The organism is Pseudomonas taiwanensis, assembly GCF_013393345.1.
In the GTDB taxonomy this organism is placed as follows: Bacteria; Pseudomonadota; Gammaproteobacteria; order Pseudomonadales; family Pseudomonadaceae; genus Metapseudomonas; species Metapseudomonas resinovorans_C.
The window spans coordinates 1-14,713 of sequence record NZ_QJRF01000043.1 but is presented as its reverse complement, the minus strand read 5'-3'; the positions used below and the strand labels follow the sequence as shown (position 1 = coordinate 14,713).

Below are 14,713 nucleotides of genomic sequence, written 5' to 3'. Positions count from 1 at the left end.
CATGCCGCGCGCCATGACCGCCAGCGACAAGGACATGTGGGGCCGTGGCCTCAGCATGTTGCTGCTCGGTTTCATCTGCTATGCCTTCCCCTGGTCGGTGTTCGCCGCCCAGCCCGAGACCGTCCTGCGCATCCAGGGCTCCAACACCATCGGTGCCAAGCTCGGCCCGGCGCTGGTCAAGGGCATGCTGGAAGAGGAAGGCCTGCGCGCCGTTCACCAGACACCGGGCGACCGGGAGAACGAGGTGCATATCGTTGCCCACGATGCCCAGGGCAAGGAGATTCAGGTGGAACTGGCCGCCCATGGCTCGTCCACTGGCTTCGTCGCACTGAAGGACAGCAGCGCCGACCTCGCCGCCTCATCACGTCCGATCAAGGATGCCGAGGCCCAGGACCTGTCTTCTTTTGGCGACTTGCGCAGCCAGTTCGCCGAACAGGTGATCGCTATCGACGGGCTGGCCATCATCCTGCATCCAGGCAACCCGCTGCGCGCCCTGACCACCGCCCAGTTGGCCGCGGTATTCGCCGGCGAGGTGAAAACCTGGGAAGAGCTCGGCGGCAAAGGCGGCGCCATCCATCTCTACGCCCGTGATGACCAGTCCGGCACTTACGACACCTTCAAGGAGTTGGTACTGGCCCGCCAGGGCAAGGCTCTCGCCGCCAACGCCCAACGCTTCGAATCCAACGACAAGCTTTCCGCCGCTGTCAGCGCCGATCCGCAAGGCATTGGTTTCGTCGGTCTCGCCTCGATCAACCAGGCCGGTGCCCTGGCCATTGCCGATGGTGACTCCCTGGCGATGCCACCCAGCGCCGAGTTGATCGCTACCGAGGACTATCCGCTGTCGCGTCGCCTGTTCCTGTATATGAAGCCCGGCGAACGGAACCGCTGGGCCAAGGCGCTGGTGCAGTTCGCCCAGAGCGCTCGCGGCCAGGCCATCGTTGGCCAGAGCGGCTTCGTCGCCCAGCAGGTGCTGGCGATCAAGGTACAGGCCAAGCAGGACATGCCGGAGAACTACCGCGAGCTGGCCAGCAATGCCCAGCGGCTGTCGGTGAATTTCCGTTTCCAGGAAGGCAGTGCCACCCTCGACAACAAGGCGCAGCGCGATGTGCAGCGCGTGCTGGACTATCTGAAGCAGACCAACAAGCTGGAGCAGAAGGTCGTGCTGGTGGGCTTCGGCGATCCCAAGGCTGACCCGCAGCGGGCCGAACTGCTGTCCAAGTTGCGCGCCATGGCGGTGCGCCGGGAACTGACCAAGGGCGGAGTGACCCTGCGTGACGTGACCGGGCTCGGCGACGAGCTGCCGGTGGCGGCCAACACGGCCGAGGAAGGACGGATTCGCAACCGTCGGGTGGAAGTCTGGGTGTATTAGAAGCATGTAGGAGCGGGCTTGCCCGCGAATAGCCCGAGCACGGTCCTTCGCGAGCAAGCTCGCTCCTACAAGCCACATCAGAAGTCGAAGCGGGTAGTCAGCATGAAGTTACGCGGATCGCCGTAGAAACCACCGTCGTAGAAGCCCAGGTTGCTGAAGTACTTCTTGTCGGTGAGGTTGTTGCCGTTGAGGGTGACCGACAGCTGCTCGGTGACCTGGTACTTGGCCATGGCATCCAGCACCCAGTAGCTTTCCTGGGTGTATTCGTAGTCGCTGGCGTTGGTCGCCGGGTTCCAGATGTCCTTCCAGATCTTGCTCTGCCAGCTGGCCGAACCACCGATGGTCAGCTTGTTGAACTGGCCCGGCAGGCGGTAGCTGGTGGACAGGCGGAACATGTCTTCCGGCTCGGTGGTGGAGATCTTGTCGTCATCCCCATCGCGCGTGATGCGGTGGGTGTAGCCACCCTGCACGTTCCAGTCCGGCATCACCTCGCCGGCAACTTCGAGCTCGAAGCCCTTAGTCTTGGCGCCCTGCACCGCGCGGTAGACGGACTTGTTGGTGACCGGATCGAAGCCGACTTCTTCAGCCAGGTTGTCCTGCTTGACTTCGAACACCGCGGCGCTGGCATTCAGTCGGCCGTCGAAGAATTCCGCCTTCAGGCCCAGCTCGTAGGCATCGCCCTCTTCCGGTTCGATGGCCTTGCCGTTGGCATCCTGCTCACTTTCGTGCGGTTTGAAGATGCTGGTGTAGCTGGCATAGACCGAGTAGGTGTCGTTGAGGTCGTAGACCACGCCGGCATAGGGCACCACCACGCCGGTTTCACGCAGGCTCTGCAGCTTGGCGCTCTGGCCCGACGTCAGGTCGGTACCGGTGCTGTCCAGCTTCCAGTTGGAAACACGGGAGCCGAGGATGATCGACAGGTCGTCGGTGGGCTTGAAACGACTGGTCAAGTACGCCGCGGTCTCTTTCAGCTCGGTCTTGACCTTGGACTGCGGGCTGCCCCAGTCGGGCTCGGGGAAGTCGCCGTTCCAGTCGAAGATGCCCGGGGCGGGATCGAAGAAGAATGGCCAGTTGGTTTCGTCGGACTCGATGTCGCGATGCGACAGGCCGACCACCAACTCATGCTCGCGCCCCAGCAATTGGAACGGGCCACTGGCGTACAGGTCGTAGGCGTTCTGGCTGGTCTCGTACTGGTACTTGCCACGCCAGACGAACATGCCGGTGCCGTCTACCGGATTCGGGTTGCCGCTGGCGGCCGAACCCAGGGTGATGGGCGAGTCGGTCTCGGTGCGGCTGATCGAGGCCTTCACCATCCAGTCATTGGCCAGGCGCTGCTCCAGGGTCACGAAGGCGTTGTCGGTGGTGTTGTCCCACTGACTCCACTTGGTGCCCGGGTTGTGCGAACGGGACATGTCGAGCTCGTTGCCATTGCTGTCGAGCAGCGGTACCGAAGAGCCCCAGGAGGAACCGTCCGGGCGGTTGGTCTGGCGACTGAGGCCCGCACTCAGCAGGGTGTCGTCAGTGATGTCGGTTTCGAGAATGCCGTAGAACACCTGCTTCTTCTCGGACAGGTGATCCATGAACGACTGGCCGTCCTCGTAGGCGGTGACGAAGCGGCCGCGCACATTGCCTTGGGGAGTCAGCGAACCGCCGATGTCGAACTCGCTGCGGTAGGTGTCCCAACTACCGGCACCGGCGGAGATGTAGCCGGAAAGCTCCTTGGTCGGACGCTTGCGCACCAGGTTGACGGTGGCCGAGGGGCTGCCAAAGCCGCTGAGCAGGCCGGTGGAGCCCTTGAGGACTTCCACGCGGTCGTAGATCACCATGTCGGCCTGGTCGATACCGTTGCCGAAGCGGAAGGCGGCCGGAATGCCATCGATCTGGAAGTTGTCGATCTCGAAGCCACGGGACTTGAAGCTGGCGCGGCTGCTGTCGAGCTTGTTGATGGTGATGCCGGGCGTCTTCGACAGCACATCGCCAATGCTGGTCAGGTTCTGGTCATCCATTTGCTGACGGGTGATGACGCTGACCGATTGCGGAGTCTCGCGAGGCGACAGTGACAGCTTGGTGGCGGTGCGTGTCGAGCCGGTGGTGTAGGAGCCGGTACCCTCGGTGGTTTCCCCGAGACGGTTGTCGGTGATGGACGTAGCCACCAGTTCCAGCGATCCATTGCCTCCCTGCTCCTCGGCCAGCACCACGCCTGCCTGCAACGCCAGGGTCACGCCCAGGATCGCCACGGACAACGGATGACGCTTGAGCCGCGCGACCCCGGCATCCCCAGCCGATTCCGTCGCATTGAACGCATTTTGCTGTTGCACTCTCAAACCCCTTGGATGGTCTGTCTTGTTGGCTGGCTAACCAACGGTCTTCTTCTTTTTCGTTTTCGCGCGGCGCGCGTCATTGGCACCCGCAACTCGACCATGCAGGCGCGATCGCATCTGACGGCGGATGCGGAAATTACCACTTAATGAGAATTATTTACAAACGTAAATTACGTAGATTCGAAAGCGTTTTAGGAACTTTCTTACAAGAGGCAAAGAATTGTTACAGCGGCTCCGTTCCTCCCATACCCGGCCACCGGTAGGCTTTTCCATGTGACGCCGGGCCCCTCTGACGGCTTGCCAGCCGCCATGTCGGAGTCACGTTTTATCAACGACATAAGGAGGGGCTCATGGCAGCTCTGCACGCGTTTCTTACCGCCGACTTCCTCGGCACCGCCACTTGGCTGTGGCTCGTCTTCCTCGGAATAGTCCTCGCCCTGCTGGTCTTCGACCTCGGGGTGCTGCACCGTGACCAGCACGAAATCGAGGTGCGCGAAAGCCTGCTGCTCTACGGCGGCTATTTCGGCGTGGGTGTGCTGTTCGGCATCTGGGTGTGGTTCGAACTGGGCGCGCAAAGCGCTATCGAGTTCTACACCGGTTTCCTGGTCGAGCAGTCGTTGTCCATGGACAACGTCTTCGTCATGGCGATGATCTTCGGCTTCTTCGCCATCCCCCGCCGTTATCAGCACCGCGTGCTGTTTTGGGGCATCCTCGGCGTGGTGGTGCTGCGCGCCATCATGATCGGCCTGGGTAGCGCCCTGGTGAAGGAATTCGACTGGATCCTCTACGTGTTCGGCGCCTTCCTGCTGTTCACCGGCGTGAAGATGCTCTTCTCCCGGGAAGAGGCTCATCCTGACCTCGCCAACAACCCGGTGTTGAAGTTCGTCCGCCGCCACATCCGCGTGACCGACGACCTGCATGGCTCGCACTTCTTCGTACGCCTGAAGCAGGCTGGCGACAGCAAGGCCCTGCTCTACGCCACGCCGCTGTTCCTGGCCCTGGTGCTGATCGAGCTGGCTGACCTGGTATTCGCGGTGGATAGCGTCCCGGCGATCTTCGCCATCACCCAGGACCCGTTCATCGTCTACACCTCGAACATCTTCGCCATCCTCGGCCTGCGTGCCCTGTACTTCGCCCTGGCGGCCCTGATGCACCGCTTCGTTTACCTGAAGTACGCCCTGGCCCTGGTCCTGATCTTCATCGGCGGCAAGATTTTCCTGCACGGATTCATCGGCAAGATTCCCCCGCTGCTGTCCCTTGGCGTAACCTTCGGTCTACTTGCCGGCGGCGTGCTCCTGTCCCTGTTGAAGACTCGCGATCGCCCGGCCCAGAACTCGGGAGACCTGGGGAAAGATGGATGAAGTGCGGATTGAGCCCTTCGAAAAAAGCGGTCGTATTTACTGGCGCGTACGCCTCGGGCATCGCAGCCTGACGTTCCAGGAGGAAATCGCCGCTCGTGCCTTCGCCGCGCAACTGCACCTGCGGATGGGCTGGTTGAAGGCCAGGAACCCGGTGCCGGAGAAGGACTAGGTACGGACATGTAGGGTGGACATCGCTCTTCATGTCCACCATCGGACCGACTGCCACGTCAATGGTGGATGTAAAAAGCGACATCCACCCTACGAATCGGCGCCGCAACAGCCCCTGGAAAACGAAAAAGGCCCGCACGATGCGGGCCTTATTTCATGGCTGGCGATCACTGACCGCTGCGCAGCATTTCCTTCGGTACGTACTTGCCGATTTCGAACTTGCCGATGGCCGCGCGGTGTACTTCGTCCGGGCCGTCGGCCAGGCGCAGGGTGCGCTGCATGGCATACATGTAGGCCAGCGGGAAGTCGTTGGAGACGCCGGCGCCGCCATGGATCTGGATGGCGCGGTCGATCACCCGCAGGGCGACGTTGGGCGCGACGACCTTGATCTGGGCGATCTCGCTCTTGGCCACCTTGTTGCCCACGGTGTCCATCATGTACGCCGCCTTCAGGGTCAGCAGGCGGGCCATGTCGATTTCCATGCGCGAGTCGGCGATCTTGTCGACGTTGCCACCCAGGCGAGCCAGCGGACGGCCAAAGGCGGTACGGCTGACGGCACGCTTGCACATCAGTTCCAGGGCGCGTTCGGCCATGCCGATGGAGCGCATGCAGTGGTGGATACGACCCGGGCCGAGGCGGCCTTGGGCGATCTCGAAGCCACGACCTTCACCCAGCAGCACGTTCTCGTAGGGCACGCGCACGTTTTCGAAGACCACTTCGGCGTGGCCGTGGGGCGCATCGTCGTAGCCGAACACCGGCAGCGGGCGCACGATCTTCACCCCGGGGGTGTCGGTGGGCACCAGGATCATCGAGTGCTGCTGGTGACGCGGCGCGTCCGGGTTGGACAGGCCCATGAAGATGAGGATCTTGCAGCGCGGGTCGCAGGCGCCCGAGGTCCACCACTTGCTGCCGTTGATCACCCACTCGTCACCCTGGCGCACGGCGCGGGCTTCCATGTTGGTGGCGTCGGAGGAGGCCACGCCCGGCTCGGTCATGGCGAAGGCGGAGCGGATCTCGCCACGCAGCAGCGGCTCCAGCCAGCGGCGCTTCTGCTCTTCGTTACCGTAGCGCACCAGCACTTCCATGTTGCCGGTGTCCGGCGCGGAGCAGTTGAAGGGCTCCGGGCCCAGCAGCGAGCGGCCCATGATCTCGGCCAGCGGCGCGTATTCCATGTTGGTCAGGCCCGCGCCGAGTTCGGACTCCGGCAGGAACAGGTTCCACAGCCCTTCCGCCTTCGCCTTGGCTTTCAGCTCTTCCATGATCGCGGTGGGCTGCCAGCGGTCGCCTTCGGCAACCTGTTGCTCGAATACCGGCTCGGCCGGATAGACGTAGGTGTCCATGAATGCGGTGACGCGTTCACGCAGTTCCTGGACCTTCGGGGAATAGGCGAAATCCATGCGGGGCTACCTTTTTGCGGGGCTGTTAGTGAGGTCTGGTAAGGATGCTAGAACAGGGCGTAAGATTTCCCTAGTCTATTTTCGGCATCTATGAACATTCATCACCGATATATGATCCGCTGATAAAAACAACTTTCAGGAGCACGCCCGGCATGAATTTGAACAAGGTAGACCTCAATCTCTTCATCGTCTTCGACGCCATCTATACCGAGGCCAACCTGACCCGCGCCGGCCAGATCGTCGGCATTACCCAGCCTGCCGTCTCCAACGCCCTCGCCCGCCTGCGCGAGACCTTCAACGACCCGCTGTTCGTGCGTACCGCCCAAGGCATGGTGCCCACGCCCATGGCGCAGAACATCATCGGCCCGGTGCGCAATGCCCTGCAGCTATTGCGCGTTTCGGTGCAGGAAAGCCGCACCTTCAACCCGGCGCAGGCGAACAAGACCTACCGCATCAGCATGACCGACCTCACCGAAACGGTGATCCTGCCGCCGTTGTTCCAGCGCCTGCGCCGCCTGGCGCCGACCGTGCAGATTGAAAGTTTCCTGGCCAAGCGTCGCGAAACCACCAAGGAACTGGCCGCCGGCCGCCTGGACTTCGCCGTGGACGCCCCGCTGAACACCGACCCGCAGGTGCGCCACGTCAAGCTGATGGAAGACCGTTACGTCTGCGCCATGCGCCGCGGCCACCCCCTGGCCAAGGAAAAAATCACGCTGGACGAGTACCTGTCGCTCTCGCACATCCACATTTCCAGCCGCCGCAGCGGCCTGGGCTACGTGGACCTGTCACTGGGCAAGATGGGTATCCAGCGCAAGGTAATCCTGCGCTCACAGCACTACTTGATGGCCTCCACCGTGTTGCACGGCACCGATCTGGCCATCACCGTCCCGGAACGCTTCGCCCGCCGCCAGGACCTTCACTACGTGAACCTGCCGGTGCACGACGTGCCCGCCCTGGAAACCCACCTCTACTGGCACGAAAGCACCGACCAGGACCCGGCCAACCGCTGGATGCGCGAGCAGATCATCGAAATATGCCAGCAGGTGACGGCGCAGGAGCAGAAGGAGCGCGCCTAATCGCCGCCACCGAGGGATATGGAAACCTGTGGGGGCGAATTCATTCGCTATGGGTAGCGCAGCTGCCCCTTCTCAGGGCAGGACTGCGTCCTGCTTAGCGATTGAAATCGCCCCCACAAGAAAAAAACGCCAACCGTTCAGCCCTTGCCAAACACCGGCTTCCTCTTCTCAATGAACGCCCCCATGCCTTCCTTCTGATCCGGCGTGGCGAACACCGCCTGGAACATCCGCCGCTCAAAGCGCAGCCCCTCGCCCAGCGATCCTTCATCTACGCGGTTCACGCACTCCTTGAGCATCATCACCGCCGTGCGCGACTGCGCGGCGATGCGGCTGGCGCTGTCCATCGCTTCCTCCAGCAACTCGGCGGCGGGCACCACCCGTGCTACCACTCCACTATGCTCAGCCTCGATGGCATCCATGCTGCGTCCGCTCAGCAACATCTCCATTGCCTTGGCGCGGCCTACGAGGCGCGTCAGGCGCTGGACGCCACCCGCGCCGGGAATCACCCCCAGCTTCACTTCAGGCAGGCCGAACCGTGCCGTGTCGGCGGCGATGATGAAATCGCACATCAGCGCCAGCTCGAAGCCGCCGCCCAGGGCGTGGCCAGCGACGGCGGCGATGATCGGCTTGCGGCGCTGCGCCACACGGTCCCAGCGCCCGAGGAAGTCGTCGAGATAAGTGCCGGGGAAGCACAGGCTGGCCATTTCCTTCACATCGGCACCGGCCGCGAAGGCCTTGGCGGAACCGGTGATCAGCACGCAGCCGATGGCCGCATCCCGCTCGAAGCCGTCGAGCACCTGGTTCAGCTCGTCGATGAGCTGGGTGTTGATGGCGTTCAGGGCTTCGGGGCGATTGAGGGTGACCAGGCCGACAGCGCCGGCCTGCTCCACCAGCAGGGTCTGGTAGGTCATAGAGGATACCTGTCAGGAGTTAGATCCTGTAGGAGCGAGCTTGCTCGCGAAAGAATCCGCGCGGGGCCTATTCGCGAGCAAGCTCGCTCCTACAAGGACTGAGATCAAAGGCTGCGCGCAATCACCATCCGCTGCACGTCGCTGGTGCCTTCGTAGATCTGGCACACACGCACGTCACGGTAGATGCGCTCCACCGGGAAGTCCTTCAGGTAGCCGTAGCCACCGAGGGTCTGGATGGCCGCGGAGCAGACCTTCTCGGCCATCTCCGAGGCGAACAGCTTGGCCATGGATGCTTCAGTCAGGCACGGCATGCCGGCTTCGCGCAGGCTGGCGGCGTGGTGGACCATCTGCCGCGCCACGGCGATCTGGGTCGCCATGTCGGCCAGGCGGAAGGCCACTGCCTGGTGCTCGATGATCGGCTTACCGAAGGTCTTGCGCTCGTGGGCGTAATCGCGCGCCGCCTCGAAGGCCGCGCGGGCCATGCCGACGGATTGCGCAGCGATGCCGATGCGTCCGCCTTCCAGGTTGGACAGGGCAATGCGATAGCCATCGCCCTCCTCGCCCAGGCGCAGGGACGCCGGGATACGCACATCATCCAGTTGGATCTGGCAGGTATCGGAGGCGTGCTGGCCGAGCTTGTCCTCCACCCGCACCACCTGATAACCGGGGGTATCGGTGGGGACGATGAAGGCGCTGATGCCCTTCTTGCCGGCCTGCGGGTCGGTGACTGCGAAGACGATCACCATCCCCGCATGACTGCCCGACGTGATGAACTGCTTGGCGCCGTTCAGCACGTAATGATCACCGTCGCGGCGGGCGCGGGTGCGCAGGTCGCTGGCATCCGATCCGGCCTGGGGCTCGGTGAGGGCGAAGGCGCCGATCATCTCGCCGGTGGCCAACGGGCGCAGGAAGCGTTCCTTCTGCTCCTGGCTGCCGTACTTGAGGATCGGCATGCAGCCCACCGAGTTGTGCACGCTCATGATGGTGGAGCAGGCGCCGTCGCCAGCGGCGATTTCCTCCAGCGCCATCGCATAGGCCAGGTGACCGGTGGCCGCGCCGCCCCACTCTTCCGGCACCAGCATGCCGAGGAAGCCCAGCTGGGCCATTTCGCGAATTGCCTCGGCGGGGAAGCGGTGTTCGCGGTCCCAGGACTCGGCAAAGGGTTTCAGCCGCTCCTGGGCGAACTGCCGGGCCATATCGCGAATCTGGATTTCGTCTTCGTTCGGGATCATCGCCCTGCCCTCACTTGATGAGTTCGATAGCGACAGCAGTGGCCTCACCGCCACCAATGCACACCGACGCCACGCCGCGCTTCAGGCCGTACTGCTGGAGCGCATTGAGCAGGGTCACCAGCACACGGGCACCGGAGGCACCGATGGGGTGGCCCAGGGCGCAAGCGCCGCCATGGACGTTGATTCTGTCGTGGGAGATATCCAGGTCACGCATGGCGACCATCGGCACCACGGCGAAGGCTTCGTTCACCTCGAACAGATCGACCTCGCCCAGGCTCCAGCCGGTACGGGTCAGCAGGCGCTGGATGGAGCCTACCGGTGCAGTGGTGAAGAGGTTCGGCGCCTGGGCGAAGGACGCATGGCCGGCAACATGGGCCAGCGGCTTGAGGCCGCGCTTTTCCGCTTCCTCCAGACGCATCAGCAGCAACGACGCCGCGCCGTCGGAAATGGAGCTGGAGTTGGCTGCAGTGACGGTGCCGCCCTCGCGGAACGCCGGTTTGAGGGTTGGAATCTTGTCCAGGCGCGCCTTCGGCGGCTGTTCGTCCTGGCTGATGGTCACCAGGTCGCGACCGGATTTCGCCTCCACCGGGACGATCTCAGCAGTGAAGCGGCCGTCAGCCATGGCTTTCTGTGCGCGGGTCAGGGAGGCGATGGCGAAGGCGTCCTGCTGCTCGCGGGTGAAGCCGTACGCCTGGGCGCAATCCTCGGCGAAGGTGCCCATCAGGCGGCCCTTGTCGTAGGCGTCTTCCAGGCCGTCGAGGAACATGTGGTCGAGCACCTTGCCGTGGCCCATGCGGTAGCCGGAGCGGGCGCGCTCCAGCAGGTAGGGCGCGTTGGACATGCTCTCCATGCCCCCGGCCAGCACCACATCGGCACTGCCGGCACGCAGCAGGTCGTGGGCGAGCATCACGGTCTTCATGCCCGAGCCGCACATCTTGTTCACCGTGGAGCAGACCACGCCCTGGGGCAGGCCAGCGCCGAGCGCGGACTGACGCGCAGGAGCCTGGCCCTGACCGGCCTGCAGCACGCAGCCCATGATGACCTCGTCCACGGCGTCGCCCTGAAGGCCGGCGCGTTCCAGCACGGCTCGGTTGGCGGCGGCGCCCAGTTGCGCGGCGGTCATGTCCTTGAAGTCACCCAGGAAGCCGCCCATGGCGGTACGGGCAGCACTGACGATAACGATGGAATCCTTGTTCATGGCGTCCTCCTTATTTCGCGGCCATACGGATAGCGCCGTCGAGGCGAATCACTTCGCCATTGAGCATGGCGTTCTCGACGATGTGGCGGACCAGAGCGGCGTACTCGGCCGGGCGGCCAAGGCGCGGCGGGAAAGGCACGGCAGCACCGAGAGAGTCACGGACCTCCTGCGGCATGCCGGCCATCATCGGGGTTTCGAAGATACCAGGGGCGATGCACATCACGCGGATACCGTGGCGGGCAAGCTCGCGGGCGACCGGCAGGGTCATACCGACCACGCCGCTCTTGGAAGCGGAATAAGCAGCCTGGCCGATCTGGCCGTCGAAGGCTGCAACCGAGGCGGTGTTGATGATCACGCCGCGCTCGCCCTCTTCATTGGGCTGCCCCTGGGACATGGCCTCGGCGGCCAGGCGCAGCATGTTGAAGCTGCCGACCAGGTTGATGCTGATGGTCCGGGCGAAGCTGTCCAGACCGTGGGCGCCGTTGCGGCCGATGACCTTTTCGGCAGGGGCAACACCGGCGCAGTTGACCAGTCCATGCAGGCCACCAAAGGCCTCCACTGCGGCGGCCACGGCGGCGCGGGCGTCCTCTTCACGGGTGATGTCGGCCTTCACGAAGCGGGCATTGGCGCCCAGCTCTTCGGCACGGGCATTGCCGGCGTCGGCATTGATGTCCACCAGCACCACCTTGCCGCCCTGCCCCACCAGTTCGCGGGCGGTGGCCAGGCCGAGACCGGAGCTGCCGCCGGTCACCAGAAAAACGGAATTCTCGATACGCACGATTGCTACTCCTCGGGGTTCAGTTGGCGGCGGCCGCCTGGGCCTTGGCGATCTCCTGGTTACGCAGGAGAAAACGCTGGATCTTGCCGCTCGGGGTCTTGGGCAATTCCGCGACGAACTCGATCTCGCGCGGATAGGAATGGGCGGACAGGCGCTTGCGCACGTATTGCTGCAGGGCGTCGGCCAGTTCAGCGTCGGCACTGTGGCCGGCGTGCAGCACGACGAAGGCCTTGACCAGTTCGGTGCGCTCCGGGTCGGGCTTGCCGATCACCGCGGCTTCGATCACCGCCGGGTGCTCGATCAGCGCGCTCTCCACATCGAAGGGACCGACGCGGTAGCCGGACGTGGTGATCACGTCATCAGCGCGGCCAACGAAGCTGATGCTGCCGTCCTCGTTCAGCTCCACGGTGTCACCACTCAGATAGTAGTCACCGACGAAGGCCTTGGTGGCCATCCCCTGATAGCCGGGGAACCAGAACAGCGGCGAGCGCGGCATGTCCAGGGCGAGGATGCCGGGCTGGCCGACGGGCAGTTCGCGGTGCTGTTCGTCCAGCACCACCACGCGGTGGCCGGGCATGGCGAATCCGGCGGCGCCCAGGCGCACCGGGTGTTCCAGCGCATGGTGATTGCACAGCACCATGCCCAGTTCGGTCTGGCCGTAGTGGTCGTGGATGGTGCAACCCAGGCCCTCGCCGAACCAGCGGATCACCTCCGGGGTCAGGGGCTCGCCGGCGCTGCTGACGGCACGCAGATTGCCTTTGATCGCAGCCTCTACCTCGTCGCGGGCAGCCAGCAGCAGGCGGTAAGCCGTGGGCGAGCCGGCCAGGTTGGTGATGCCATGCTCGCGGATGATGCGGCAGGTGCTTTCTACGGTGAAACCACCCTCGTAGAAGGTGGTGGCGTGGCCCATGGCGAGCGGGCCGGTCACGGCGTAGTACAGGCCGTAGGCCCAGCCCGGATCGGCCAGGTTCCAGAACTTGTCGCCCGGACGCAGATCGACCGCGTCACGCATGTAGCTGACAAAGGCGACGATGGCCTTCAGCGGCACGGCCAGCGGCTTGGCAAGGCCCGTGGTGCCGGAGGTGAACATCAGCAGGAAGGGATCGGACGCCTTGCGCAGCACAGGCTCGAAGCTGTCCGGCTGGCGTTCCAGTTCAGCCCAGAAGTCATCGCCCACCGTCAGCACTGGCGGCACGCCTTCCACTTCGTCCAGCTTGGGGCGGTTGGTGAGGTCGGTGACCACCAGCTTCGAACCGGCGCCTTGCACCCGGTGCTCGATGGCCTTGGGTCCGAACGCAGTGAAAAGCGGCTGATAGACGGCACCGGCACGCCAGGTGCCGAGGATGGTGACCAGCAGTTCAGGGGTACGCGGGAGCATGCCCGAGACGCAATCGCCGGGACGCACGCCACGGGCTTGCAGGAGGTTGGCGAAGCGCGCCGCGGCTTCCTTGAGTTGGGCGAAGGTCCACGTGGCGCGCTCACCGTTGCGCCCCTCCCAGACCAGTGCGACGCGGCCCGACTCGGCGTGGCGGTCGCAGCATTCGACACAGGCATTCAGGGCATCGAGCTCGCCCGCCAGGGTGGTGGACGCGGCGCTGGCGTAGTCGAACTCGCGGGCAGCGGTGAAGTAATCGCGCATCGGATGGACTCCCAGGTTGTTTTTGTTGGAGTACCGGGATGGTCGCGCCGGGGGCCGATTGCGGCAATGTCGAAAGGCATCAACCTGGGTGAGCGGAATTGACAGGGGGGGGTTGGGAGGGCAGGACTGCGTCCTGCTTAGCGATTGAAATCGCCCCCACAGAAAAGCAGTGCATTGCCGGCGGGCACGGAGGTTCCGGCGCGAGTCACCCCTCGCCCTCTGGGAGAGGGGCCGGGGGTGAGGGGCAGCAATCGGCAGCTCAGTGCCTGGCCATTTTCGCGAATGAATTCGCCCCCACAGAAGAGCGCAGGACTAGCGCCGGACGTAGCCTCGCCGGTGGATGTAAAAAGCGACATCCACCCTACGTCCGTTACCGACCTACGCGCGGAATTGCGCCATCAGCCCCTGCTGGTGGTTGGCCAGGCGGTTCAGCGCCTGGCTGACCTGGGCGGATTCCTCGGCCTGGCCGGAAAGGGACTCGGTGACGTCGCGGATCGCCGCCACGTTGCGGTTGATCTCCTCGGCCACCGCGCTTTGCTCTTCGGCGGCGCTGGCAATCTGCAGGTTCATGTCGGTGATCACCGTCACCGCTGCGCCGATGCGTTGCAGCGCGGTCACCGCCTGTTCCACCTGCTCGACACTGCCCTGGGCCTGGCGGTGGCTGCTGTGCATCGAGCCGACCACTTCGCGGGTGCCGTGCTGCAGGCCTTCGATCACCTGGCGGATTTCCTCCACCGAGTCCTGGGTGCGCTTGGCCAGGTTGCGCACTTCATCGGCCACCACCGCGAAGCCACGCCCGGCCTCGCCAGCACGCGCCGCCTCGATGGCGGCGTTGAGGGCCAGCAGGTTGGTCTGCTCGGCGATCGCGCGGATCACTTCCAGCACCGAGCCGATCTGCTCGCTGCTGTTGGCCAACGCCTGCACTTCTTCCATGGCCGCGCTCATCTCGCTGGCCAGTTGCTCGATGGCGCTGGTGGTCTTGCCAATCACGCCGAGGCCTTCCTGGGTGGCATGGTCGGCGCCGCGCGCGGCTTCGGCGGCCTGGGCGGCGCTGCGGGCGACGTCCTGGGCGGTGGCGCTCATCTCGTTGGAGGCGGTGGCCACCTGGTCCACTTCGCGGTACTGCTGCTGCATGCCGGCGCTGGTCTGGCTGGCGATGGCGGCGGACTGGTCGGCGGTGCTGCGGGCGTCCTGCACCGAGCGTTTCACGTCGGCGATGATCGGTTGCAGCTTGTCGAGGAAGCGGTTGAACCAGCCGGCCAG

At 64.4% G+C, this 14,713-nt stretch carries 12 protein-coding genes; 4 read left to right on the top strand and 8 right to left on the bottom strand.

The annotated features are described in order from the left end of the window. Position 1: 1 nt before the first annotated feature. Complete coding sequence (locus tag DM872_RS08180) at positions 2–1,369, top strand: substrate-binding domain-containing protein (RefSeq protein ID WP_179059000.1); 1,368 nt, start codon at positions 2–4, stop codon at positions 1,367–1,369. A 77-nt stretch (positions 1,370–1,446) separates the two neighbouring features. Here DM872_RS08180 and DM872_RS08175 read toward each other — a convergent pair whose 3' ends face one another. After that, positions 1,447–3,687 (bottom strand): TonB-dependent siderophore receptor, encoded by a 2,241-nt coding sequence (locus tag DM872_RS08175; RefSeq protein WP_373273692.1) that lies wholly within the window; start codon positions 3,685–3,687, stop codon positions 1,447–1,449. A gap of 353 nt (positions 3,688–4,040) precedes the next feature. Here DM872_RS08175 and DM872_RS08170 point away from each other — a divergent pair, with 353 nt between their 5' ends. After that, positions 4,041–5,051 (top strand): TerC family protein, encoded by a 1,011-nt coding sequence (locus DM872_RS08170; RefSeq protein WP_179058999.1) that lies wholly within the window; start codon positions 4,041–4,043, stop codon positions 5,049–5,051. Continuing rightward, positions 5,044–5,220, top strand: coding sequence for a hypothetical protein (locus DM872_RS08165; RefSeq protein WP_179058998.1), 177 nt, complete (start codon positions 5,044–5,046; stop codon positions 5,218–5,220). The genes DM872_RS08170 and DM872_RS08165 overlap by 8 nt, the downstream gene beginning before the upstream one ends. Before the next feature lie 166 nt (positions 5,221–5,386). Here the strand turns inward: DM872_RS08165 and DM872_RS08160 are convergent, their stop codons facing one another. Continuing rightward, positions 5,387–6,616, bottom strand: coding sequence for an acyl-CoA dehydrogenase (locus DM872_RS08160; RefSeq protein ID WP_179058997.1), 1,230 nt, complete (start codon positions 6,614–6,616; stop codon positions 5,387–5,389). 152 nt (positions 6,617–6,768) lie between these two features. On the opposite strand from DM872_RS08160, the gene DM872_RS08155 reads away from it, so the two are divergent. Then, entirely contained in the window at positions 6,769–7,692 is a 924-nt protein-coding gene (locus DM872_RS08155; protein WP_077521697.1) for a LysR family transcriptional regulator, read from the top strand. A 137-nt stretch (positions 7,693–7,829) separates the two neighbouring features. Here DM872_RS08155 and DM872_RS08150 read toward each other — a convergent pair whose 3' ends face one another. The 6 genes from DM872_RS08150 to DM872_RS08125 all read right to left on the bottom strand — a co-directional run. Further along, positions 7,830–8,603 carry an enoyl-CoA hydratase-related protein gene (locus DM872_RS08150; RefSeq protein WP_179058996.1) on the bottom strand — a complete coding sequence of 258 codons (774 nt, stop codon included), beginning with the start codon at positions 8,601–8,603 and terminating at the stop codon, positions 7,830–7,832. Between the two features lie 104 nt (positions 8,604–8,707). Further along, positions 8,708–9,835: an acyl-CoA dehydrogenase family protein gene (locus tag DM872_RS08145; protein WP_077521693.1), complete on the bottom strand. Its 1,128-nt coding sequence runs from the start codon at positions 9,833–9,835 to the stop codon at positions 8,708–8,710. Between the two features lie 10 nt (positions 9,836–9,845). Then, entirely contained in the window at positions 9,846–11,033 is a 1,188-nt protein-coding gene (locus tag DM872_RS08140) for an acetyl-CoA C-acyltransferase (protein ID WP_179058995.1), read from the bottom strand. Between the two features lie 10 nt (positions 11,034–11,043). Then, a complete protein-coding gene (locus DM872_RS08135) occupies positions 11,044–11,811 on the bottom strand; it encodes a 3-hydroxyacyl-CoA dehydrogenase (RefSeq protein ID WP_179058994.1) in 768 nt (255 codons plus the stop codon). A 19-nt stretch (positions 11,812–11,830) separates the two neighbouring features. Then, the gene (locus DM872_RS08130) at positions 11,831–13,450 is read right to left on the bottom strand and encodes an acyl-CoA synthetase (RefSeq protein WP_179058993.1); all 1,620 of its coding nucleotides are present in this window, start codon (positions 13,448–13,450) and stop codon (positions 11,831–11,833) included. 378 nt (positions 13,451–13,828) lie between these two features. Next, on the bottom strand, positions 13,829–14,713 hold an 885-nt coding region (locus DM872_RS08125), incomplete at its 5' end, for a methyl-accepting chemotaxis protein (protein WP_179058992.1).